This window comes from Streptomyces sp. NPDC037013, assembly GCF_055607265.1.
Genome location: NZ_JBVJRV010000003.1, coordinates 266,998 through 289,412, shown reverse-complemented (window position 1 = coordinate 289,412; position 22,415 = coordinate 266,998). Strand labels below are relative to the sequence as shown.

General features: G+C 73.1%; 24 protein-coding genes and 1 tRNA gene. 9 read left to right on the top strand and 16 right to left on the bottom strand.

The genetic code is table 11. From position 1 onward, the window contains the following. Positions 1-43: 43 nt before the first annotated feature. From ACZ7DY_RS11215 to ACZ7DY_RS11200, 4 genes are all read right to left on the bottom strand, one after another. Positions 44-1,003, bottom strand: a complete 960-nt coding sequence (locus tag ACZ7DY_RS11215) for a sugar kinase (RefSeq protein ID WP_471133025.1) — start codon at positions 1,001-1,003, stop codon at positions 44-46. Next, complete coding sequence (locus ACZ7DY_RS11210; RefSeq protein ID WP_471133023.1) at positions 1,000-1,632, bottom strand: bifunctional 4-hydroxy-2-oxoglutarate aldolase/2-dehydro-3-deoxy-phosphogluconate aldolase; 633 nt, start codon at positions 1,630-1,632, stop codon at positions 1,000-1,002. Before ACZ7DY_RS11210 ends, ACZ7DY_RS11215 begins: the two co-directional genes overlap by 4 nt. A gap of 120 nt (positions 1,633-1,752) precedes the next feature. Continuing rightward, entirely contained in the window at positions 1,753-3,105 is a 1,353-nt protein-coding gene (locus ACZ7DY_RS11205; RefSeq protein WP_471133021.1) for a hypothetical protein, read from the bottom strand. A gap of 302 nt (positions 3,106-3,407) precedes the next feature. Continuing rightward, entirely contained in the window at positions 3,408-4,268 is an 861-nt protein-coding gene (locus ACZ7DY_RS11200) for a DUF4097 family beta strand repeat-containing protein (RefSeq protein WP_471133018.1), read from the bottom strand. A gap of 173 nt (positions 4,269-4,441) precedes the next feature. On the opposite strand from ACZ7DY_RS11200, the gene ACZ7DY_RS11195 reads away from it, so the two are divergent. Next, positions 4,442-4,513: transfer RNA gene (locus ACZ7DY_RS11195), tRNA-Val, on the top strand. 55 nt (positions 4,514-4,568) lie between these two features. Here the strand turns inward: ACZ7DY_RS11195 and ACZ7DY_RS11190 are convergent. From ACZ7DY_RS11190 to ACZ7DY_RS11180, 3 genes are all read right to left on the bottom strand, one after another. Beyond that, the gene (locus tag ACZ7DY_RS11190) at positions 4,569-4,781 is read right to left on the bottom strand and encodes a hypothetical protein (RefSeq protein ID WP_471133017.1); all 213 of its coding nucleotides are present in this window, start codon (positions 4,779-4,781) and stop codon (positions 4,569-4,571) included. A 92-nt stretch (positions 4,782-4,873) separates the two neighbouring features. Beyond that, positions 4,874-5,173, bottom strand: coding sequence for a hypothetical protein (locus tag ACZ7DY_RS11185; RefSeq protein ID WP_471133015.1), 300 nt, complete (start codon positions 5,171-5,173; stop codon positions 4,874-4,876). Positions 5,174-5,246: 73 nt separating this feature from the next. Then, entirely contained in the window at positions 5,247-5,615 is a 369-nt protein-coding gene (locus ACZ7DY_RS11180; RefSeq protein WP_471134491.1) for a hypothetical protein, read from the bottom strand. Between the two features lie 116 nt (positions 5,616-5,731). On the opposite strand from ACZ7DY_RS11180, the gene ACZ7DY_RS11175 reads away from it, so the two are divergent. Further along, positions 5,732-5,953, top strand: coding sequence for a DUF2277 domain-containing protein (locus ACZ7DY_RS11175; protein ID WP_471133012.1), 222 nt, complete (start codon positions 5,732-5,734; stop codon positions 5,951-5,953). A gap of 98 nt (positions 5,954-6,051) precedes the next feature. Here the strand turns inward: ACZ7DY_RS11175 and ACZ7DY_RS11170 are convergent, their stop codons facing one another. After that, positions 6,052-6,678 (bottom strand): DedA family protein, encoded by a 627-nt coding sequence (locus ACZ7DY_RS11170; protein ID WP_471133010.1) that lies wholly within the window; start codon positions 6,676-6,678, stop codon positions 6,052-6,054. A 261-nt stretch (positions 6,679-6,939) separates the two neighbouring features. Between ACZ7DY_RS11170 and ACZ7DY_RS11165 the strand changes: the two genes are divergently transcribed. Next, complete coding sequence (locus ACZ7DY_RS11165) at positions 6,940-7,587, top strand: superoxide dismutase family protein (protein ID WP_471133008.1); 648 nt, start codon at positions 6,940-6,942, stop codon at positions 7,585-7,587. Between the two features lie 24 nt (positions 7,588-7,611). On the opposite strand, the gene ACZ7DY_RS11160 is transcribed toward ACZ7DY_RS11165, so the two are convergent. From ACZ7DY_RS11160 to ACZ7DY_RS11145, 4 genes are all read right to left on the bottom strand, one after another. Continuing rightward, positions 7,612-8,070, bottom strand: a complete 459-nt coding sequence (locus tag ACZ7DY_RS11160) for a DoxX family protein (RefSeq protein ID WP_471133005.1) — start codon at positions 8,068-8,070, stop codon at positions 7,612-7,614. Positions 8,071-8,160: 90 nt separating this feature from the next. Next, a complete protein-coding gene (locus ACZ7DY_RS11155) occupies positions 8,161-10,206 on the bottom strand; it encodes an FAD/NAD(P)-binding protein (RefSeq protein ID WP_471133004.1) in 2,046 nt (681 codons plus the stop codon). A gap of 310 nt (positions 10,207-10,516) precedes the next feature. Next, positions 10,517-12,259 (bottom strand): alkaline phosphatase D family protein, encoded by a 1,743-nt coding sequence (locus ACZ7DY_RS11150; RefSeq protein ID WP_471133001.1) that lies wholly within the window; start codon positions 12,257-12,259, stop codon positions 10,517-10,519. Positions 12,260-12,348: 89 nt separating this feature from the next. Continuing rightward, complete coding sequence (locus ACZ7DY_RS11145; protein WP_471132998.1) at positions 12,349-13,002, bottom strand: HNH endonuclease family protein; 654 nt, start codon at positions 13,000-13,002, stop codon at positions 12,349-12,351. Between the two features lie 615 nt (positions 13,003-13,617). On the opposite strand from ACZ7DY_RS11145, the gene ACZ7DY_RS11140 reads away from it, so the two are divergent. From ACZ7DY_RS11140 to ACZ7DY_RS11130, 3 genes are all read left to right on the top strand, one after another. Next, the gene (locus ACZ7DY_RS11140) at positions 13,618-14,196 is read left to right on the top strand and encodes a TMEM165/GDT1 family protein (protein WP_471132995.1); all 579 of its coding nucleotides are present in this window, start codon (positions 13,618-13,620) and stop codon (positions 14,194-14,196) included. Positions 14,197-14,476: 280 nt separating this feature from the next. Continuing rightward, the gene (locus ACZ7DY_RS11135) at positions 14,477-15,160 is read left to right on the top strand and encodes an HAD family hydrolase (protein WP_471132993.1); all 684 of its coding nucleotides are present in this window, start codon (positions 14,477-14,479) and stop codon (positions 15,158-15,160) included. Between the two features lie 169 nt (positions 15,161-15,329). Then, positions 15,330-16,073: a GAF and ANTAR domain-containing protein gene (locus ACZ7DY_RS11130; protein WP_471132992.1), complete on the top strand. Its 744-nt coding sequence runs from the start codon at positions 15,330-15,332 to the stop codon at positions 16,071-16,073. A 465-nt stretch (positions 16,074-16,538) separates the two neighbouring features. Here ACZ7DY_RS11130 and ACZ7DY_RS11125 read toward each other — a convergent pair whose 3' ends face one another. Beyond that, on the bottom strand, positions 16,539-16,703 hold the full coding sequence (locus ACZ7DY_RS11125; protein WP_471132990.1) for a peptidoglycan-binding domain-containing protein: 165 nt from the start codon (positions 16,701-16,703) through the stop codon (positions 16,539-16,541). Between ACZ7DY_RS11125 and ACZ7DY_RS11120 the strand changes: the two genes are divergently transcribed. Together ACZ7DY_RS11120 and ACZ7DY_RS11115 are read left to right on the top strand one after the other, a co-directional pair. Continuing rightward, positions 16,702-17,118: a hypothetical protein gene (locus ACZ7DY_RS11120; protein WP_471132987.1), complete on the top strand. Its 417-nt coding sequence runs from the start codon at positions 16,702-16,704 to the stop codon at positions 17,116-17,118. The two genes, ACZ7DY_RS11125 and ACZ7DY_RS11120, sit on opposite strands and share 2 nt — an antisense overlap. A 983-nt stretch (positions 17,119-18,101) precedes the next feature. Continuing rightward, complete coding sequence (locus ACZ7DY_RS11115; protein WP_471132986.1) at positions 18,102-20,168, top strand: DHA2 family efflux MFS transporter permease subunit; 2,067 nt, start codon at positions 18,102-18,104, stop codon at positions 20,166-20,168. Between the two features lie 11 nt (positions 20,169-20,179). Here ACZ7DY_RS11115 and ACZ7DY_RS11110 read toward each other — a convergent pair whose 3' ends face one another. From ACZ7DY_RS11110 to ACZ7DY_RS11100, 3 genes are all read right to left on the bottom strand, one after another. Beyond that, complete coding sequence (locus tag ACZ7DY_RS11110) at positions 20,180-20,497, bottom strand: antibiotic biosynthesis monooxygenase family protein (protein ID WP_471132985.1); 318 nt, start codon at positions 20,495-20,497, stop codon at positions 20,180-20,182. A 149-nt stretch (positions 20,498-20,646) separates the two neighbouring features. Next, positions 20,647-21,030, bottom strand: coding sequence for a hypothetical protein (locus ACZ7DY_RS11105; protein ID WP_471132983.1), 384 nt, complete (start codon positions 21,028-21,030; stop codon positions 20,647-20,649). Continuing rightward, the gene (locus ACZ7DY_RS11100) at positions 21,023-21,715 is read right to left on the bottom strand and encodes a hypothetical protein (RefSeq protein WP_471132981.1); all 693 of its coding nucleotides are present in this window, start codon (positions 21,713-21,715) and stop codon (positions 21,023-21,025) included. Before ACZ7DY_RS11100 ends, ACZ7DY_RS11105 begins: the two co-directional genes overlap by 8 nt. A 327-nt stretch (positions 21,716-22,042) precedes the next feature. Here ACZ7DY_RS11100 and ACZ7DY_RS11095 point away from each other — a divergent pair. After that, on the top strand, positions 22,043-22,415 hold a 373-nt coding region (locus ACZ7DY_RS11095; protein WP_471132979.1), incomplete at its 3' end, for an FHA domain-containing protein.

Below are 22,415 nucleotides of genomic sequence, written 5' to 3'. Positions count from 1 at the left end.
GGGGAGGGCGTGAGGGGCACTTCGGTGCTCCCTCGCGGCGGGGCTAGCGGACGACCGTTCCCGGCCCCGCCGCCAGCAGTCCCAGCTCCGCCCGCGTCGGCGCGCCCTCCCAGTCGCCGCGCGACGCCACCGCGAACGCACCCGTGGTGACGGCGCGGCCCAGGCGGCCCGCCACGTCCGCGCCGTCCAACAGCGCCGACAGATACCCCGCGACGAACGCGTCCCCCGCGCCCACCGCGTCCACGGCCCGCACCTCGCGCGCCGGCGAGCGGAGCATGCCCTCGGCGGTGCGGGCGGTGGCGCCGTCCGCGCCGAGTTTGACGACGACCTCGCGCACGCCCCGCGCGAGGAGGAACGTCTCCGGGGCGTCGGCGGGCGCCGACTCCGGCAGACACAGGGGCAGTTCGTCGTCGGAGGCGATGAGGACGTCCACGTACGGGATCCAGGAGCGCAGCTCGGCCGCCGCCTCCTGCCGACTCCACAGCCGGGAGCGGAAGTTGACGTCGAGACACACCTCGCTGCCGTGCTCGCGCGCGAGCCGCAGGGCACGCCGGCACGCGTCGAGAGGCGCGGGACCGAGCGCCGGGGTGATGCCCGTCAGATGCAGGACGCGCGGCGGGCGGCCGGAGGCGAACGCCGCCTCGACCGCGTCCGGGCCAAGCCGCGAACCCGCCGAGCCCGCGCGGTAGTAGTGCACGCGGGTCACCTCGGGCAGCCGCGGCTCGAAGAGGATCAGCCCCGTCGGGGCGTCCGGGTCGCGGGTGGCCGCGGAGACGTCGACGCCCTCCGCGCGCAGCGTGCGCAGGACCAGTTCGCCGGCCTCGTCGTCGCCGACCGCGCCCGCCCACCGCACGGGATGGCCGAGCCGGGCCAGGCCGATGGCCACGTTGCTCTCGGCGCCTGCGACGGAGAGGTCCATCGAGCCGCCCAGCTTCAACGGGCCGCTGCCGCGCAGGGCGACCATGGTCTCCCCGAGGGTGAGGACACCACCGGGCCCGCTCATCGTCCGGCCTCCGTCACCCGTACGAACTCCGCCGCCCGTGCGCGCAGGGCGTCCAGATCGCCGCCGTCCGCCGCGTCGCCGATCAGCGGCGATCCGACGCCCACGGCGACCGCGCCGAGCGCCAGGTACGCCTCGGCGGCCGCCGCGTCCACGCCGCCGACCGGCACGAACGGGGTGTCGGGGAACGGCGCCCGCAGCGCCTTGAGGTAGGCGGGACCGCCCATCGCGGACGCCGGGAAGACCTTCAGCGCCGTCACGCCCGCAGCCCGGGCCGCGATGACGTCGGTCGGCGTGAGGACACCGCCGAGCACCGGAAGACCCAGCCGTACGGCTTCGTCGACGCCCGCGCCGAGCCCCGGCGTGACGATGAGGTTGGCACCCGCATCCGCGGCCCGGCGCGCGTCGTCCGCGGTGAGGACGGTGCCGGCACCGAGCCAGGCCTCCGCACCGAGCTCCGCCCGCGCCCGGCGCAGTACGCCCATGGCGTCGGCACCGCTGAGGGAGACCTCGACCAGCGGAACGCCGGACTCCACGAGCGTCATGACCGTACGGAAGGAGGCGTCCGGGTCGGTGCCGCGCACGATGGCGACGAGGCGGCGGTCCCGGAGAACGGCGGAGAAGTCGACCATGCCCCCACATTCGCACAGCGGTTCCCACGGACCGGGTGGGGGTCTCGGCCGGTGGGCGGGAGCGGTCAGTCATGTTCCAGGCGCTCTCGGGGCCCCGGCCGCGGGCGGCCGTGAGCGCGGTCAGGCGCCCTGGCCCCGCTCCTCCCGTATCTGCGCGACCACGCGCGCCACGGTCGTGCGGACCGCCTCGGTCTCGGTCAGGAAGTGCCAGTAGTCGGGGTGGCGGCCCTCCAGGGAGGCCACGGCGCGGTCGAGACGGGCCACGGAGTCGTCGAGCGGGCGGGCGTGGCGCGGCTCGGGCGTCTGCCGGCCGGCCATCGCGAGCCGCTGCGCGTCCCTGATCGCGAACCGGGTGCGTTCGATCTCCTGCTGCGGGTCCTTCGCCACCGCGTTCAGCCGCTGGAGCCGGTCGCCGGCGGCGGAGACCGCCTCGTCGGTGGAGTTGAGCAGGGCGCGGACCGTGGAGAGCAGCGAGGTGGCGTCCGGCCAGCGCTGCTCGTCCCGGGCCTGCTGCGCCTCCTTCAGCTTGGTCTCGGCCTGGCGCACGCTCTCCCCTGCCTGGTCGGGGACGTGCTGCAGGTCCTGCCAGCAGGCGGCGGAGAAGCGGCGGCGCAGCTCGCTGAGGACCGGTTCGACCTGGCCGCTGCGGGTGGTCAGCGCCTGCGCGCGAGTGCGCAGCGAGACGAGGCGCCGGTCGATCTCGGCGGCACGCTCCGGCAGCCGCTCGGCCTCGGCGCGCACGGCCTCGGCGTCGCGCAGGACGCGGTCGGCGCGCTGGAGCGTCTCCGGCACGCCGTGCCGGCCCGCGCCCTGGTTGAGCTTGGTGAGCTCGGGGCCGAGCGCGGCGAGGCGGGCGGCGAGGTCGTCGGCCTTGAGCCCGGCCGCGCGCACGGCGTCGAGCGCGTTGCTCGCGGCGAGCAGGGTCTGGCGGGCCCGCTCCACGGCGGGGGCGAGGCGGGCCAGCTGGGTCTCCGCCTTGTCCAGCAGCGGGCCGAGGCTCTCCCGGAAGCGGTCCAGCTCCTGCTTGGCCCGGTCCAGCTCGTCCTTGGCCCGGCTGAGCTCGGTCCTCGCGCGGGCCGCCACCGAGGACTCCAGGTCGTCCCGGTCCAGGTCGTGGGCGTCCACCGCGCTGATGTACTGGTGGCTGACCTCGTCGATGCGGCGGCCGATCGCCTCGAAGTCCGAGACGGCGCGCAGGCCCGCGGGCGAGGAGTCGACGGCGACGATCGTCTCGATGGAGATGCGCAGATCGCGCTGGGCGGTGTCCAGCTCGTAGAAGGCGGCGGCCGCGGCGTCCTTCGCGGCCTGCGCCTCGGCGCGCACGCTTTCACCGCGCCCACCGAACCACCGGCGCGTACCGCCGCCCGTGAAGGCGGCCGGGACGGCGGCGGCGAGCAGCGGCAGGGAGAGGGTGACGGCGGCGATGAGGGTGAGGGAGCCGGTGAGGGGGCCGCGGCGGGGGCCGCGGCGCACGCTCCCGCGGGATCGCCCCTGGGATCGACGGAGGGGCCCACGCCGACGCGGGGCGCGAGCGGTTACCTCGCTCGGGACCCCGGCCGGTACCTCGGCCCCGACGGTGACCTCAGTCGCGACTTCGGTCCTGATCTCGCTGGTGATCTCGCTGGTGATCTCGGTCGTGATCTCGGTCGTGATCTCGATTCTGTCCGGCGTGTACGGCTGCGAAGGTGTCGCCGTCACTATCCCTCTCCCGTACTGTCATCCGCCCTGCCCGGTGTCACATTCTCCCACCGGTCAAGGACGAATACACGGGACCGTCAGTTCGCGCTGCGCACGGTGACCGCGCCGTCGGAGCTGCGGACGTTCACGTGGTGGGGGCTGTGGTCGTCGCGCGGCACGGAGATGTCGACGGAGCCGTCGGCGCTCTCGGTCCGTACGTCGTACGCGACCTTGCTCCCGTCCTTCTTCCCGGGCAACGCGATGTCGACGGACCCGTCCTTGCTGTGGGCCTCCACGCGATCGGGCACGCCGGCGAGCTCCAGTCGTACGGCGCCGTCCCGGGAGTCGACGCTCAGCCGCCGCGACGTGACGCCGTCGGCGCGGATGGACCCGTCGGAACTCCGCAGGTCCAGCGGGCCGTCGGAGCCGTCGATGTCGATGGATCCATCGGAGCTGTGCAGGTTCAGGGGCCCGCGGTTGTCCTTGACGGCGACCGAACCGTCCTTCGTCCGCACCCGCAGCCCGTTCCGGAACCCGGCCGCGGTGACCTTCCCGTCCTTGTTCTCGACGGTCACGGCGACCCCGCGGGGCACCTCGATGCGGTGCCTGGCGGAGCAGTCGGAGATGAGGCCGGAACAGCTCATGCCGAGCGTGAGCCGGTCGCCCTCCATCTTCCAGGTCACCTTGGGGTCACTCCCCAGCACGGTCTTCCCGTCGAACCACCGGGTCACCTTCACCTTCCCCCGCTGCCCGGCGCCTCCGACCGGGACCAGCTCCAGCGCGGAGTCACTGGCCTCGATGGTCAGGGTCTTGCCCGCCAACGCGAACGTCCGGTGCTCCGGTTCGGAGTCCTCCCCGGCATCGGCGCCGCAGGCCCCGACGAGCAGGGTGAGGGCGACGGTCCCGCCGACGGCGATGAGTGCGCGGGTTGCGCGCGGACGGCGGGTGCGGATGGTCATGACGGTTCCCCCTGGAAGTGATCTTGTGCGTCTCCGCTTGACTGTACGGAGTCCCCGGGCGCGGGAGGACCCGGACGGCCACCGGTTCGGGGTGGGGTTAACCCCCGGCCCTTCGACCCCGGCCCGGGTTTGCGGGGCACTGCCTGCGGCAAGGTAGGCTGTCCACTCGTCCCGGGCGCGTAGCTCAGGGGTAGAGCGCCTCCCTTACAAGGAGGATGTCGGCGGTTCGAAACCGTCCGCGCCCACCGGGTATGACAGGCAAAAGGCTCCTCGCCTTGATCGGCGAGGGGCCTTTTGCCGTCATGGGGTGGGGTCGGCGTTGTTCTTGGTCAGGCGTCGTAGGTGCTCGCGGGTCCAGCCGGTGATGCGGGCCGCCTCGGCCTGGGCACCGCGCTCGTCCGTCTCGCGGAGGAACGTGACGGCCTCGGCCTGGAGGTCCGCGCGGGCCGCTTCGAGGGCGGCCTCGGCTTCGCGGTAGCGGGTGGCGGCGAGTTCGAGTCTGGCGGTGTCCATGGCCGCGAGTCTGACACAAGGTTGGCCAACCGAGTAGGCCAACACTCGTGGTTCATTCCTGCGACCTGAACTTCCGTCCCCTGGGCGGGGGTTCAGCGGCCGGATCCCGGGTGGGTCCTGCGGTAGCGGCGGTCCCAGCGTTCCTGGCGCTCCTTGCGGAGGCGGTAGTCGCGGTACGTCTTGGGGTAGCCCCCGCCTCCGCCCCCGCCGGCTCCGCCTCCGCCGCCTGTGGCCGCGCCTCCGGCGCCGGAGGCGCTCTTCTTCGCGGGGGAGCCGCTGTCGTAGAAACGGAACAGGTAGAAGGCGAGTGCCGCCGCGGCCAGCCACAGCAGGGGCTGGTCGAAGCCCAGGCCGAAGAGGGCCAGGATCGCGATGACGATGAGAACGTTCATGCGCTGCACCTCCGTGGCTCGAAGGGGGCTCTCTGCGAGGTGGTAGGGAGTCAACGCCCGCCGTCCACCCCTGTCAATGCCCGGCGGAGAGGGAGTCGTCGGCCGCCTCGTGGACGTGCTTCAGGCGGGCCCTCGCGGCGACGACGTCCGGGCCCGAGAGCTGTTCCCAGTAGCTGTGGCAGCTCACGAAGACCGCCAACTCCCGCTCCCGCGCCCGGAGTTTCTCGACCTCGGCCTGTTCTTCGGGGGTCCAGCCGGGGGAGGCGGGGCGTTCGATTTTCCGCCAGCCGCCGGTGTCGCTGAAGCCCTCCAGCGGCTCGACCGACCAGGGCAGGCGTTTGAGCAGGGCCAGGAGCGTGGAGCGGACCTGGTGCAGTTCCTCCTGGCCGGCGAGGAGGTCGCTCGGGAAGTCATGGGCTGGAGTGGCGGGCACGGACGTAATGGTACTCCTGTTCGAATTGAGGGTGGGATGGGTGGGCGGGACTGTTCGCCGCGGTTCGTGTCGCCGGTACGCGGTACTCCTGACGGAGACCGGGTGCCCGGTGGCAAGCTGGAGGCATGTGCCGCAGCATCAAGACGCTCCGCCCGCCCGTCATCCCCGAGGACGCCACCGAGGAGGAGATCCGGGCCGCCGCGCTCCAGTACGTGCGCAAGGTCTCCGGGTTCCGCGCCCCGGCCGCGCACAACCGCGAGGTCTTCGACCGCGCCGTCGACGCCGTCGCCGAGGCGACGGCGGAACTCCTCGCGGGGTTGGAAGTCCGCGGGGCGCGCGCGTCCTAGCGCCGACCGGCCGGGACGGTCCGGGCTAGTGCGCGCCCGGAAGGGGAGATGAAGAGGTTACGGGGAGGGGGGTAGGCCCCACCCCTCCCTCCGGCCGCTCAGCCCGTCGGCGCGTCCGCCGGCCTGGGGCGTCGCACCAGGAACGCCGCGCCCGCGCCCGCCGCGAACAGCGCGAGCAGGGAGACCCCCGTGGCGAGCCACGTCGCGCCCAGCCACTGGCCGCCGAAGTAGCCGAGGGCGACGCTGTAACCGGCCCAGGCCACGCCCGCCAGCGCGGACCAGGGCAGGAACTCGCGCAGCCTCCGGTGGGCCGCGCCCGCGCCGAGCGAGACGATCGAGCGGCCCGCGGGCGCGAAGCGCGCGATGACGACGAGGACGCCGCCGCCCCTCGCCAGGGCGGTGCCGAGTCGTTCCTGCGCCGTGGTCAGCCGGCGGGAACGGGCGATGGCACGGTCGAGACGTTCGCCGCCGCGCCAGGCGACGCGGAAGGCGACCATGTCACCGAGGACGGAAGCGGTCGCCGCGCAGAGGAGGAGCATCAGGATGTCGGGCACCCCGCGCGGCACCTGCCCTGCGCCGGTTCCCGCCGCGGCGGCGGCGGTGGCCGACATGATGACGATGACGCCGCTCGGCAGGACCGGCACGAAGACGTCGAACAGGACGGACAGGGCCACGACCGCGTAGATCCACGGACTGCCGGTCAAGGCCCCCACACTCTCAAGCACCGTAACTCCCCGTTACTCCCCGGTCGGCAGCGCGTTGCCGCTGGTTGTCGCGGAGTACGGCAGGGGCGGCCTGATGACAGCTGTACAGCGTACGCCGCGCGTGCGGCGGGAGATCCACTGGGGGCCGGGATGTTCCGTACGTCACGTTCACCCGCCTGCCTGCCCCGATGCGGCGTACGGCCGTGAAGTCCCGTACGAACGAGTCAGTGCTCAGACCCAGACCCAGGCCGAGGGCGAGCGACACGAGGGACGGAGCGGGCGATGGTGGCAGGACTGATGGCCGGTGCCGTGGCGGCGGCGCTGCTCGCCGCGGGCGGCGGAGCGGGCGTGGGCGTAGGCGTGGTGGATGGTGCGGCCGGTGGCGCGACCGGGCCGTGGGTGAAGGCCGAGGCGCGGTTCGCGCCGCCCACCGCCTTCATCCCCTCACCGGCGATCACGTACGACATGAGGCTGGTGCCCGCGGGCTCCTGGATCAGGGTCGAGCAGTTCAGCGGCGCGAAGGGCACGGACGTCCGGCTGCGGGTCGAGGGCATGAAGCCGGGTCACGCGTACGGGGTGCACGTCCATCAGAAGCCGTGCGGTGCGTCGCCCGAGGCGGCCGGCGGTCACTACCAGCACCGCGTCGACCCGGTGCAGCCGTCGAAGGATCCGGCCTACCTCAATCCGAGGAACGAGGTGTGGCTGGACTTCACCGCCGACGCGGAGGGTTCGGGCTCGGCGCGCGCACGGCACGCCTGGGCATTTAGGCCGGGTGAGGCCGCCTCCGTCGTGCTCCACGACGTGCCGGGCGGTGCGGGGGAGCGGGCCGCGTGCTTCACGGTGCCGTTCACGCCCACGCATGCGCCCACACATACGGCCACGCACACGTCCAAGCCCGCGTCCAAGAAGGCGGACGCGCCGCGCCCCTGAGCGGGCGCGACGGGGGTTCGCGGGTCAGGCCGCCGTCAGCGTGCGCTTCGCGTCCGTGTCCTCGTCGTCCGTGCCGCGCTCGCCGCGCGAGGTGAAGAGCCGGTCGAGGGCGAGCGCGCCCGGCCCGGTGAAGACGAGGAGCAGCATGGCCCAGCAGAACATCGCCGCGGCCTCGCCGCCGTTCTGCATCGGCCACAGGGCCTCGGGCTGGTGGACCTTGAAGTACGCGTAGGCCATCGAGCCGGACGAGATGAGCGCGGCGGCGCGGGTGCCGAGGCCCAGCAGGACCAGGCCGCCGCCGACGAGCTGGATGACGGCCGCGTACCAGCCGGGCCAGGTGCCGGCCGGGATCGTGCCGCCTCCGGGGGCGCCGCCGAGGACGCCGAAGAGGGAGGCCGCTCCGTGGCAGGCGAAGAGCAGGCCGAACACGGCGCGGAAGAGGCCGAGGGCGTAGGGCTGGGCGCTGTCGAGACGTCCGGTCATGGTGGGGGACTCCTTCGGCTGGGGGACGGTAACCGAGCGGAGGCCCAAGATTAGGAGCACCTAATTAGTACTTGCAAGTTCAACATTCGGTTATCCGGAGATTCCGCTTCCTCTTTGTCCGGTTGCCGTGCGGGGTTCCGGGAGCGTCCCGGATGCCCCGGCGGTGGTGCGCAGAGCGGCTCGCGCCACCGCGTCCGCGTCCGACAGTGTCACCGAGTCCACCCCTGGTCGGGCACCGGCCGCGGTCACCCAGTGGACCCCCTCGGTGGGCACCCCGAACGCGAACCTCCGCGCGTGCGGCCGACCTTGACGGCCCATCAGGCGGTACGGGCGAGGCGTCACGTCCAAGCCTCCGGTTTCGTAACCGTCGACCACGTGCGGGCGGCACCCGCCGTCCGCGAGGAGCCGCCGGAGCAACGGATCGGTGGTGCGTCGCACGTCCGGTTCGGGCAGCCGGGCCTCGATCAGCGTGGTCACCCGCACGGCGGAATCGGGTACGTCGGGGGAGTGTGCGGTGAACGCCCCGTCCGCGACCTCCACCGTCAGCCGCGGGCCGAGCACGTCGAGGATGCCCGCCTCGATCAGCGCCGTCATCTCCTCGATGCGGCGGCGCGGCGGGCCGATGGAGAGGAAGGCGTTGAGCGGCGTGTACCAGCGGTCGAGGTGGTCGCGGCGCGAGGTGCCGGAGAGGCCGCCGTGGTCGACGATGCCGCGGAGTTCGTTGCGCAGGTCGCGCAGGACGTCGAGCGCGGCCTTCGACGGGCCCGCCACGTTGCCGAGAGCGGCTTGCGCGGCGTCCTCGCGCAGCCGGGCGAGGAGCCAGCGGCGGTGCGCGTGCGGCGAGGCGAAGGGCAGGGGCGGGTGCGGCCGCGAGAGCCGGTCCCAGGACCAGCGGTCGTCCTCGGCGATCCCGAACTCGTCGAGGACCAGGGCCTCTTGGGGGCTCCCGTGGTCCGCGGCGAGAAACCGCTCGCGGAAACCGCCCACCGTCGCGTCCGGGCGCGGACCGGCCCCGCCGCCCCGAGCGTGCCCGACTTGCCGAGCATGCCCGGCTACCCGGCCGAGTCCGGCGTGCCGGTTGGCCAGCAGTGTCGCGTAGTAGACCGTCTCGACCTCCTTCGCGATCAGCGGCCATATCTCGTCGAGGAAGTCGGGCGCGTCGCCGCTGTCGGCCCGTTTGCGGAAGCGGGCCACGACGTCACCAGTGAGGACGGCCGGTTCGTGACGGCCGTACGGCCCCTTCGCGTTGTCGCCGCGCGCCTGGTACGGGACGCCGCGCCGTGAACCGGCGTACAGGCGCGGCTCGTTGCCCGACGGCTCGTAACGCAGGGCGCCGTCGGGTGTCCGGACGAACCGGCCGCCGCGGCCGTCCGTCAGCAGGGCCATGTGGTCGAAGAAGTTGAGGCCGAGGCCGCGCAGCAGCACCCGTTCGCCGGGGGCGATGACGGAGAGGTCCAGGTCGGCGGGGTTGGCGGGCGGGAAGTGGCGCAGGGCGTGCCGGGTCGCGTGGTCGGCGAGGCGCCGCTGTTCAGGGTCGCCGGTCGTCGGCAGATGGCCCTGGGCGAGGACGACGGCGGAGAGGCCGGTCAGTTCGTTGCCGTTGTCCAGTACGAGCTTCTGCAGCCCGTCGGCCGTCTCGTCGAGGTGCACCGCGCGCGCCGCGTGGACGCGGACGCGCACCGTGTCGGGAGCGCCGCGCACCGCTTCGGCGAAGACCCACTCCAGATAACGGCCGTAACAGGCGCGGGTCGGATAGTCGTCGGGACCGAGCCCCGGCGCGTGCCCTCGCGCGGCCCACTCGTACAGGCTCGGGCCCGGCCGTATCGGCCCGGAGCAGTCGACGCTCGCGTCCGTGTAGAGGGTCACCTGGGAGGCAACGGTGTTCATCAGGAGCTCGGCGGGCTGTGCCGTCCGCCATACCTGGCCCGCGCCCGGCGGGGCGGGGTCGACGACGTGGACCGTCAGGCACGCCCCGGGGGAGAGGAGTTCGGCCGCCGACGCGCAGAGCCGTTCGAGCACGCTGGTGCCGCGGGGGCCGGCCCCGACCAGGGCGAGAGCGGACGTGGTGCCGGGTGCGGGCCCGGATGCGGATGCGGATGCGGTTCTGGGTACGGGCGCGGATTTGGGCGCGGACAAAAGCGGTGCTCCCGGGGCATAGGGGATGCTGGACGAGGAAAGCCCGCCTCATCATGCCGTCGGACGCCCCGATGTCCAGCCCGCCGGAGGATGCGCTTCCGGGCATGACCTGTGGCAGGTGGGTCTCGCGTGACCGGTGTGACCAGTGTGGATACGGCCTGTGGGCCGGGTGCGGACGCAAGGTGTGGGTCCGGTGCGGATACGGGGCGGTGGAGGCTCGGGGAACGAGCTCCCGTAACTCCGTAGCCCCGTGACTCCGTACAGACGCGGCGTGCGAACCGCTCGTACGACCCTGCTCACCCGCCCCCCTTCACGAAAGCCCCCGCTCCGTGGCCGTCTCCAGCCGTGCCCCGCCGCCCCGCACCGCCCGTGCCTGGTCGAGCCGCAGCCGTGCCGAACGGCCGCGCAGCGTCAGCGTCATGAGCTGGTTGCCGAACCACGGCCCGCCCGTCCTGCGCCAGTCGATGCCCGCCTGCGTCACCCCGCCGTGCCGCGCGAACCGCCGCCCGAGGGCCCGTCCCGTCCGGCTCCAGCCGAACCGGAAGCCGAGCCTGACCGACGCGGGGATGGAGTTGTGGACGGGGGAGCACGTCAGCTGCAGGACGCGCGCCGCCGGGCCCTGCCCCGCGGGCCAGCTCGGCTCGGCGACGTAGGCGTGGTGGACGTCACCGGAGAGCACGCAGACCGTCGCCGGGGCCCGCGCCCCCGAACCGGCCTCCGTGATCAGTTCGGTGAGCGCCTCGAAGGAGGCGGGGAAGGCGGCCCAGTGCTCCAGGTCCGAGCGCCGGCGCAGGTTCTCGCCGAAGCGCGCCCAGCGGTCACCGCGCCCGCCCCGGCAGAGCGCGGCGTTCCACCCCTCGGCGTCGTGGATGAGGTGGGGCAGCAGCCAGGGCAGAGACGTGCCGATGAGGAGGTGGTCGCAGCCGCCCGGGTCGGCCAGCGCCTGTTCGCGCAGCCAGCGGGCCTCCTCGGCGTCGAGCATGGCGCGCCCGTCCTCCGCCAGGACGCGGGCCGCGCGGGTGTCGACCATCAACAGGCGTACGCGCCCGAAGTCCCGCCGGTAGCTCCAGCGGGCGGCGGTCGCGTCCGCGTCGGCCGCGGAGACGAAGGCGCGCAGCGCGTCCGTGCCGTCCGGGGCCGCGCACACGGAGGCGTAGACCTTGTCGCGGGCGAGTTCCCCGGGCGGCAAATTGCCGAGGTGCTGGTGGACCCAGTACGACATCAGGCCGCTGAGCAGGCGCTCGCGCCACCAGGGCGTGGCCCGCATCTCGGCGAGCCAGGCGGCGCTGGTGTTCCAGTCGTCGATCACGTCGTGGTCGTCGAAGATCATGCAACTGGGGACGGTCGACAGCAGCCAGCGGACCTCGGGGTCGAGCCAGGACTCGTAGTAGAGGTGGGTGTACTCCTCGTAATCCGCGACCTGCGCGCCCGGCGGTTCGGCGAGGTCCCGGCGGGCGGCGAGCCAGCGGCGGGTGGCCTTGGAGGTCTGGTCCGCGTACACCTGGTCGCCCAGGAGCACCAGGACGTCCGGGCGCTCGGCGGCCGGATCGGCGGCGATGCGGGCGGCGAGCGTGTCCAGCGCGTCGGGGCCGACGGGATCGTCCTCGCCGGAGGGCGGCGCGGCCCACCGGCAGGAGCCGAACGTGACCCGCAGCTCCACGTCGTCGGCCCCCGCTGCGTCATGGGCTCCCGCGGGGTCACCGGCTCTCGCGCGGTCATCTGCCGCCGCGGGCGTGCGGATGGTGCTCGGCGGGAAGGGCGAGTCGGGCAGCGGCCAGACGGCGTCCCGCGCCTCCTCGCCGAGCCGCGACTCCTCGCCGGACCGAACCCCTTCGCCGAGCCGCACCTCGTACGCCGTCTCCGTGCCGGGGGTCAGCCCGGTGACCGGGACGAGCGCGTAGTGGTGGCCCGCGACCTGGAAGGTGCGCGCCGCGCCGCGCGCGCCGTCCGCACACCGCACCTCGGCGGTGCAGGGCCGGTCGGCCTCGACCCAGACGGTCGCCGTGGACCCGTCGACGTACCTCAGCAGTGGACCAAGGCGTAGCCGTGCCACAGGTGATCACCCTCCTCCGTCGCCCCGTACGGTACGGAACGCCGGAGAAGGGCGGGCCGGTTCCAGGTTTCCGGTGTCCGTCGGCCGGATCAGCAGCGGCCGAGGATCGAGGAGAGCGCGCTCTTCTCCTCGGAGTTCACGGTGAGCTTGTAGTAGTGCTTCACGTCCACCCACATCCGCGCGTAGTAGCAGTGGTACGAGGCGGTGGGCGGCAGCCACTCGGCGGGGTCCTGGTCGCCCTTGGCCTGGTTGACGTTGTCGGTGACGGCGATCAGCTGGGGCCGGGTCAGGTCGTTGGCGAAGCCCTCGCGCTGCGCGGTGGTCCAGCCGCTCGCGCCGGACTTCCAGGCCTCGGAGAGCGGTACGACGTGGTCGATGTCGAGGTCGGACGCGACCGTCCAAGTGGCCCCGTCGTAGGCGGACTTCCAGGTGCCGGAGGTGGCGGCGCAGGAGGCGTCCTGCCGGACGTCGGTGCCGTCGCGCTTGAGGACGACCTCACGGGTGTTGCAGGTACCGGACTGCGTGCTCCAGTGCGGGAACTTGTCGCGGCTGTACCCGTCGGACGAGCCCTCGGCCTTCACGGTCAGCTCGCCGAGGTAGGTGCGGGCCGTGGCGGCACTGACCGGGGCGGGCGGCGCGGCCTGGGCGGGGGTGCCGGTGAGGAGGGCGGTGGCGGAAGCCAGGGCGACGGCCGCGGCGGCGAAGGCGGGCCGGGTGTGTCGACGCGCGTAGACGACGGACATGTGAACTCCCTTGGTGTGGGGGGCGGTTGACCGGTGGGGCGGTCAGAGTTGCGTGGTGGGGTTGCCCGTGGGTGTGCAGCTGGTGACAGGGTCGCGTCAAACAGGTGCCGAATTCAATAGTTCTGGCGCGGTGTCATGTGGTGGGCGAGCAGGGGGAGTTGGGGCGGGAGGGCGACGCGGGTGGTTTGGGGTGTTTGGGGGGTGGGCCAGGGGGCTCGTGTCCCGTGTCCGGGGGACGTCCCCCGGGGCGCGACTGGGCGGGACGGGGTTCAGTGGCGGCGTACGGCGTACGGCGTACGGCGTGCGGCGCTCCATGGCGTCGAGTGGCCGGGAGGAGGCCCCGTACCTGCGGCGTCGCGTACCATGGATGGCGCAGAAGGGGAGTAGCTCTTCGCCGGACCGTCGACATACTGCTCAGCTCGTCTGAGCCGGCGCCCGGAGGCAGGCCCCGTGGGGCAGGCCAGCGAGACCTTCGGCAAGCAGTGCCCGGCGTACGCACCCGCGTACGCCGAGACGCGCACATCCGTGTGCGTCCGTGTGCGCTGCCGTGCCGAGGTGTCGTACGCGAAGCGGTGGAACACTCTCGGTGGGGCGGCCCCGACCGATTGAGGAACCTTGATCAGCATCAGCGTGACGGCGCTCGTCTTCGGCGTCGTCTTCCTGGCCGAGCTGCCCGACAAGACGGCCCTGGCCGGGCTCGTCCTGGGCACGCGCTACCGCGCCTCGTACGTCTTCGCCGGCGTGGCCGCCGCCTTCGCCCTCCATGTCGTGCTCGCCGTCGCGGCGGGCAGTGTCCTGACCCTGCTGCCGCAGCAGCTGGTGCAGGCGTTGACGGGCGTCCTCTTCCTCGGGGGCGCCGCGATGCTGCTGCTCAAGGGCGGCGACGACGAGGAAGAGGTCAAGCAGCCCGCGGACCAGAGCTTCTGGAAGGTCGCGGGGGCCGGGTTCATGCTCATCCTGGTCGCCGAGTTCGGTGACCTGACGCAGATCATGACCGCGAACATGGCGGCCCGCTACGACGACCCGCTCTCCGTCGGCCTCGGCGCCGTACTCGCCCTGTGGGCGGTCGCCGGACTCGGCATCGTCGGCGGAAAGGCCCTGATGAAGCGGGTGCCGCTCGCGCTCATCACGAAGATCGCGGCGCTGCTGATGCTGGGGCTCGGGGTGTGGAGCCTGTACGAGGCGATCGCGTGACGCGGGGCGGGCCTTCGTGTGTCGTGCGGGAGGGGTGAAGCGGTGCCGGCGCCGATGTCGGGGACTTCGGTTCCGGTGCCGGTCTCGCAGGGTCCCCGTCAGTCGCCTCAGCACGCCGCAGCGGGTCCCATTTGGGCGGCTTGAGGGGTCTGACCTGCGGCGTTGGCTTTTGCCGGGCTTATTTTGTACCGTGCAGGAACAAAGTGGCTCCGCCCGTACTCCCTGACCGGCGGGCGGGGCCGCCTTGATCTTCCGCCGCCTCTGCGCTCTGGAGCACCCGATGACGGCCACGACCGCCGACCCCGTCGCACCCGTTCTGACCGCGCGGGCCGTTCTCCTCGACATGGACGGCACTCTCGTCAACTCCGACGCGGTGGTCGAGCGCTGCTGGCGGCGCTGGGCGGCGCGGCACGGCCTCGACTTCGACGAGGTCATCAAGGTCGTCCACGGGCGCCAGGGCTACGCCTCCATGGCGGTGCTGCTGCCGGACCGGCCCATGGAGGAGAACTACGCGGAGAACCGCGAGATGCTCGCCGCGGAGACCTCCGACATGGAGGGCGTCGTACCGGTTCCGGGCGCGCCCGCGTTCATGGCGGCCCTGGCCGACCTGCGCCTGCCGCACGCGCTCGTGACCTCCGCCGACGTACCCCTGTCCACCGGGCGGATGGCCGCTGCCGGTCTTGCGCTGCCCGACGTACGGGTGACCGCGGAGAGCGTGAGCGCGAGCAAGCCCGACCCCGAGGGGTTCCTCAAGGGTGCCGCCGCGCTCGGCTTCGATCCGGCGGAGTGCGTGGTCTTCGAGGACTCCGAGGCCGGGATACTCGCGGGCCGCGCGGCCGGCATGCGGGTCGTGGGCGTCGGCTCCCGGGCCGCCGAGTTCGCCCCAACGGTGCACGTCGAGGACCTTTCCGGTGTTCGGGTCGCCGACGCGGGCGACGGGACGATCCGCCTGACGTTCGGCTGAGCCCGGGGTCGCGCAGAGCGGGCGGGGTTGCGTAGAGCGGGGCCGCGGCAGGACTGTGAGGGATGCGGTCCCTCATCGGCGTACCCCTCTCTCCTCTTCCACCTCTGGTTCCCCTCCCGCACACCCGCTGCCCCGCAGCGGGCCGCGCGGCCCGCGGGACGGAATCCTGATGGCCTGCGCGCACGTCGAACCGGACGACACCACCACCAGCGTGGTCAACCTGCTGCTGGACACCGAGACCCTGGACGGCCTCCTGCGCGCCCTGGCCGAGGCGGCCCTGCGCCACGCGCGGGGCGCGGACGGCTGTGGCATCACGCTGCTGCGGGCGGGGGAGTTCCTCACCGTCACCAGCGTCGGCACCAGCGCCGCCCACCTGGACGAGAAGCAGTACGGCCTGGACGCCGGACCCTGCCTCCAGGCCCTGCGCTCCGGCGAGGAGGTGTACGTCGCCGACCTGATGGAGGAGGCGCGCTGGGGCAGCTACCCCGCGTACGCCGTGGCCGTGGGCACCAGGTCCTCCCTGTCGTTCCCGATCGCCGCCCACACCGACACCGCCGGCGCCCTGAACCTGTACGCGCCGCTCCCGCACGCCCTGGAGGCCGCCGACCACTCCGCGCTGCGCGCCCTGGCCTCCGAGGCCACCGGAGCCATCGAACTGGCCCACCGCATGGTGCGTTCGCGCCAGTTGACCGCCGACGTGCGGGCGGCGCTGCGCCACCGGAGCATCATCGACCAGGCCGTCGGCATCATCATGGCCCAGCAACGCTGCCCCAGCACCGAGGCGTTCGCGATCCTGCGCGCCGCCTCGCAGAACCGCAACGTCAAGATCCGTGACCTGTGCGCCGATCTGATCACCCGGCTCACCGGCCGACGCCCCCAGACGCCACCGGAGTTCAAGCCGCCCGGGTCCTGAGCCGGGCGCAGAGGCGCGGCGCACCGGTCGCGTACCGTGAGAAATGCCAGGTCAGGCGATGTTCCGATCATGCGGGCCAACCCGCTATATTCGCCGAGGAGTTGGGACAAAGCTCCGTGACCGCACCGGCATCCGTCCCGCCTGCTCCACACTCGTGGCCGACGTCGACCGGATGTCCGGCGGACCGCTGGAGCCGCACCGCCGACCACGCGGCTCCAGCTCGGTCCTCCCCCGGGGAGACCTCCCGCGATCCCCTGCGGAGGACCCCGCGTGAGGAGCCGACGAGGGGGAGCCTCGCTCCTCGCGCGCCCGGCGGCCGTCGCCTCCCGAATGGGCGGCGGTCGCCCCCTTCGGCCGCCGCGGCGACCGGCACACCACGCTACGCCGACTCGCCGCGCCCGCCGCCCACGTACCGGAAAAACTTCACGGCCCGTCGGCCGGCGGACCCGTCTCGGCCGACGGGGATCAGGGTTCCGTCGTCTCCGACTCCAGGCTGCGACGCGTCTGGCGGCCGTACTCGCCCGGGGCGTCGTCCCGCAGGCCGCGCGCCCACTGGTAGCGGACGACGGCCTCGGTGACCTGAGAGGAGTACATGCCGTCCCGCTCGCCGATGTACAGGTACAACTGCATGAGCCTGCCCTGTAGTTCGGCGACCTCAGGCCCCTTGTCGCCCTCCCGCAAGGTCGTGTCGGCCGTCCTGCGGGGAGGCGCGGGCGACGCATCCGTACCGACGGAACCCGTCGCGCGCGCCGTGTGCGGGGGCGGCGAGGACGAGGGCGGCGGGGACGAGCGCGTGGGTGTGGGTGTGGGTGTGGGGAGCGTTTTCGGGCTCGGCGGCGCGGAGGGCGTTCGCGAGGCCGACCTGACGGCCCTCGCCGAGGGCGGTGCGGGCTTCGTCGGGTCCGCGTACGCCGACGCCGCGTCGCCGCCCGGCAGTGACCGGTCCCGGTTCGACCCGTCCGTGGCCGACGAGACGAGCCCGACGGCGAAGACCACGGCGGCGGTGACGGCCGCCGCGACGCCGGCCCCGGCGAGCAGGAGATAGGGGCGCTCACGGGCGGACCGCTCGTGCGAGGAGGCCTCGGCTGCGGGCTGGGGTGTCCGTGCCTCACCCGTGGCGACCGGGCGTACGTCCGCCGTGGCCGGCGGCGGGCGGTCCGCTCCCCGGGGCGGCAGAGGCGGGGGCTCGTCCGTGGAGCCGTCTGGGTCGGGCAGGGATACGTAGGGACGTATCCGCAACGGAGTGAAGTCCTCCGCGACGGCCGCCTCGGCCGACCGGACCTGGCTCCGTTTCCGACGCGTGGCGTCGGCCTCGGCCTCGGCCTCAAAGGCGCGCGGCGCACAACCACAAGTGCCGGCAGTCCCGGCATCTCCCGGCCCGCCCACATCCCCGCCGCCGCACCGCGAACACCGCCGCCCCCCGTCCCCGTCGGCCCGGCCCTGCGCACCGGGCGGACGCTGCCCTTCGGGCCGAACCTGCGTGCCCTGGGCGTCCCGCGTGCCCGGGGTCTCCTGCGCGCCCTGGGTGTTCCGCGCGCCCTGGGTGTCCTGCGTGTTGCGCGGACCTTGCGTCTCGTGCGGAGCCCGGGAGTTGCATGGGCCTTGCGCGTCGCGCGGAACCTGGCTGCCGCGCGGACCCGGAGCACCCGGAGCACCCGGAGCACCCTGCGCACCCGGAGCACCCTGCGCACCCTGCGGAGCCTCCGCGCCGCGTAGCCCCTGCTCCGGCCGCTCGCCGCCCACTCCGTCGCGCTCGGCGGGACCTTCGCGTTCCGCGCCCCCGTCCCGGCGGCCCTGCCCGTACCGCCCGCCCCGCCCATCCCCTCCGCTCACCGGCCGTCCCTCCCCTCCGCCGCTCAGCCTCTCCGCCGCCAGACCTCCGCTGTCCCGCCCCCACCGTCCCGGCCCCCCACCGCCCCGCCCTCCCCAAGAGCTCGCCAGAGATTATGCAGACCCCTGCTTCAACAGGCCATAACCGGAGACACGGACCAGGATGGAAAGAGAAGGACGGACCCCTGGGAGGTGTCCATGACGGAGGATGTCAGCGCCCGCCCCGCCGGGCCGGAGCCCGGTGCCGTGCCGGTCAGGGCCGGAAACGGGTCCCCGCACGGCGGCGTCCTGGTCTCCATCGGCGCGCTGCTTCTCGGGATGCTGCTCGCGGCTCTCGACCAGACCATCGTCTCCACGGCACTGCCGACGATCGTCAGTGATCTCGGCGGCATGGACCACCTCTCCTGGGTCGTCACCGCGTACATGCTGGCCGCGACGGCCGCGACCCCGCTCTGGGGCAAGCTCGGCGACCAGTACGGGCGGAAGAAGCTCTTCCTCACCGCGATCGTGCTCTTCCTCGTGGGTTCGGCGCTGTGCGGCATGGCGCAGAACATGCCGCAGCTCATCGGCTTCCGCGCGCTCCAGGGACTCGGCGGCGGCGGGCTCATGGTGCTGTCCATGGCGATCGTCGGCGACCTCGTGTCACCGCGCGAACGCGGCAAGTACCAGGGGCTGTTCGGCGCCGTCTTCGGCGCGACCAGTGTCCTCGGGCCGCTGCTCGGCGGTCTCTTCACCGAGCACCTCAGCTGGCGCTGGGTCTTCTACGTGAACCTGCCCATCGGCGCGATCGCCCTCCTCGTCATCGTCACCACGCTGCACATCCCGGTGCGCGACACCCGGCACACCATCGACTACCTCGGCACGTTCCTCATCGCGTCCGTCGCCACCTGTCTGGTCCTGGTCGCCTCGCTCGGCGGCACCACGTGGGCCTGGGGTTCGCCGCAGATCATCGGCCTCGCGGTGCTGGGCGCGGTCCTCGCCGCGGCGTTCGTGGCGGTGGAGCGCAAGGCCGCCGAACCGGTGCTCCCGCTGAAGCTGTTCCGGATCCGCACCTTCACCCTCTCCGCGGTGATCAGCTTCATCGTGGGCTTCGCGATGTTCGGCGCGATGACGTACCTGCCGACGTTCCTGCAGGTCGTGCAGGGGGTGACGCCGACCATGTCGGGCGTGCACATGCTGCCGATGGTGGCCGGCATGCTCCTGTCCACCACCGCGTCCGGGCAGATCGTCAGCCGCACCGGCCGCTGGAAGGTCTTCCCCGTGGCGGGCACGGCCGTCACCACGGTCGGGCTGCTCCTGCTCCACCGGCTGGACGAGCACAGCGGTACGGGCGAGATGAGCGCGTACTTCTTCGTCTTCGGCCTGGGACTCGGCCTGGTGATGCAGGTACTCGTCCTCATCGTGCAGAACGCGGTGAGCTACGAGGACCTGGGTGTCGCGACGTCGGGCGCCACGTTCTTCCGCTCGATCGGCGCCTCCTTCGGAGTCGCGATCTTCGGCACGATCTTCACCAACCGGCTCGGCACCAAGCTGACCGACGCCCTCGCGGGCCAGCAGCTGCCGCCGGGTCTGAACGTGGACACTCTGAAGGCCGACCCCCGCGGCATCTCACGCCTCCCCGCCGACCTGCGCCCCAGCGCCCTGCACGCGTACGCCTCGTCGATCACGGACGTCTTCCTGTACGCGGCGCCGGTCGCCCTGGCCGCCTTCGTCCTCGCCTGGTTCCTGCGCGAGGACAAGCTGCGCGTCTCGGTGACGGCACCGGACACGACACAGACGCTGGCGAGCAACCCCGTGGAGCGTTCGTCGTACGACGAGTGCGCACGGGCCCTTTCGGTGCTCGGGACGCGCGAGGGGCAGCGCGCGATCTACGCGACGATCACCGAGCGGGCCGGCTACGACCTGCTGCCCGCGGCGAGCTGGCTGCTCCTGCGCATCGTCCGGCACGGCTCCGTGGAGCCCGGTGTCCTCGCCGAGCGCACCACGGTGCCGTTGACCGTCATCACGGCCGCCGCCCGCCAGGTCGAGGAGCGGCGGCTCGCGGAACGGCGCGGCCCGGAGATGGTCCTGACCGACCGGGGCCGCGAGGTCGCGGGCAGGCTCGCCGAGGCCCGCGAGGAGTCCCTGTCGGAGCTCCTCGGCGACTGGTGGAGCCCCGACCGCCCGACCGACCTGACCCACCTGGTCCGCCAACTCAGCTCCGAACTCTGCGGCTCCGAGTCGGAACGCCCCCACAACGGCGCGACACCGGCCCACGCGTCCTGAGACGCGCCGCTTCACCCGTTCTTGGGTGCCGCCTGCTGGACGACCTCGAAGGACCACACCGTCGAGCCGCTCGCGGCCGGCTTCGGGCGGTCGCCGCCGCCCTGGTGGGCCGACTTCATCGGGCCCTCCATCCAGGCCTGGAACGACTCCTCGTCGCGCCAGCGCGTGTAGACCAGGTAGTCGTCGGTGCCCTCGATGGGGCGCAGGAGTTCGAACCACTCGAAGCCGTCCGAGTTCTCGACGGAGCCCGCGCGGGAGGCGAAGCGCTTCTCGAGGGTTTCCCGCTGCTCGGCGGGGACGGTCAGTACGTTGATCTTGACTACGCTCATGGGCCCATCCTGCCGGACGCGGTCACCGGGTGACCGGACGGGGCGGGCCGGGCAGGGCGTGGGCATGGGTGAGCCCCGGGATTGCCGGAGGTCTTCTGCCTTCGACAATCCCTGGGGCTCGCTCGCGTGGTTGCTGTGCTGTTGCTCGCCTACAGGCGCAGCAGGCGCTCGGCCGTCTCGCGGTAGTCGCGCAGGGCGAGGCGGAGTTGCTCCGTGTCGCCCGTGTCGGCCGTCGTGCCGGTACCTGTATCGCCCGTGCCGGCCGTCGTGGCGCCGGATGGAGGGATCGCGGACCCGGGGGCCGGGGGCTCGCCGGGGGTGCCCTCGGCGGTCGGGTTCTGCCAGCTCGTGCGCAGGGTGCGGCGCCGTTCGGCGAGGATGTGGGTCAGATCGGTGATCGCTTCCTCCAGGATGCGGTCGGCGTTCTCCACGGCGGTCCGCGGGGCGTCGACGAAGCCGTTCACGGCGTTCTGGAGGCGCAGCGTCAGCTTGTCGCGTGCGTCGGGCGGGAAGAGAGCGGACGGCTCAGCCATGCTGGACTCCCTTGGTGATGCCGGTGGAACGCTTGTCGGTGCGGTGCCGGTCGCCGCGTACGGCGTCGGCGTCGGAGCGCTGCTCCGAGACCAGGGCGTCGAAGAGACCCCGCGCCTCGATCATGGCGGCGCGCATCTCCTCCGTACCGGACGCGACGTCGGCGTCGGTACCGGAGAGGGTGCCGCCCATGGTGCCGGTCCTGCCCTCCTCGGGGCCCGTCGTGGCGAGGGCCGCACGGTGCACCTTGCGGTAGCCGTGCACGTGGTGGGCGTGGTGCACCGAGAGCGCCTCGACCTGGTCCTCGTAGTGCCCGGCGTCCGGGAAGCCACGGGCCCCTGCCAGCTCGGCGATGAGCCGGTCGGCTTCGGCCACCGCCTCACGGGGGGAGTCGACGAAGCGCTCCTGGGCGACGGTCCAGCGGGCCGTGTACTGCTCGCGCGCCGCCGGCTCCAGGGGACGGATGCGCAGCGAACCGTGCCGCTTCACGCGCTCGCCCAGGTCGCGTTCGGCGGCCTTGGTGTCACCGTCGTGCCGGGCGACCGCGCGGTCGTACTCGGGTCCGAAGCGGCGTTTGAGTCCGTGCTTGCCGCCCGCGCCCCGCTTGCCGTTCATCACGGCGAGGGCGCCGACGGCCAGGAGAGCCACGACGACCACGATCAGAGCGATGATCAGGACTGTGGACATGAGTGGGTGCCTTCTCGCTCGGGGATCGGCCTGGGCGCGAGACCCGGTGGGCCTCGGCACCCCGTACCCCGGTTCGAGTTGCCCGGAAACGGCGCGCCAAACGGGCCCGCCCGCTCTCCGCCACGGGTGGCGCTCCCGCCGGTCCCGCGCCACCTCGTCGAGGTCGTACGGCCTCAGGCCGAGCGGCGGCCCGGGCGGCAATGTCCCAGGGGTCGTGCGCCCCGCCCGGTCGGGCACTTAGGATGCGGCAGCGCGCGACGCTCCAACCAGGCTCGCGCCGCGGTGATTTGGATGTGGGCCGGAGCTGAGCCGAAGGAGCGTACCGACGTGCTGGAGCTGACCATGGTCGCGGTGTCCGGGGCGGACGCGGGGGCGACCGCAGGCATGCTCATGGCCGAGGCGCCGAGCGAACCGGGCGCGGTGCTGCGCGTCGGGCGGGACCGGAGCGTGTGCCGTCTCGTGACGCCCGACGACTGGCTGTTCATCTCCCGTACGCACCTGGAGTTCCGCTGCGGGCCCGACGGGGCCTGGTCCGTCAGCTGGCTGCGCGGCTCGAACCCCGATCCGGCCTCGGAGGTGCGGGTGGTGTCCGCGGGGGCGGGGGGGGCGAGAGCGCGCCCCACGAACAAGCAGGAACGCGGAGAAGGGGAAGGTGCGTTTCCCACACAGGTCTGGGGCGCGAGCCCTGTGGCACCCTCTG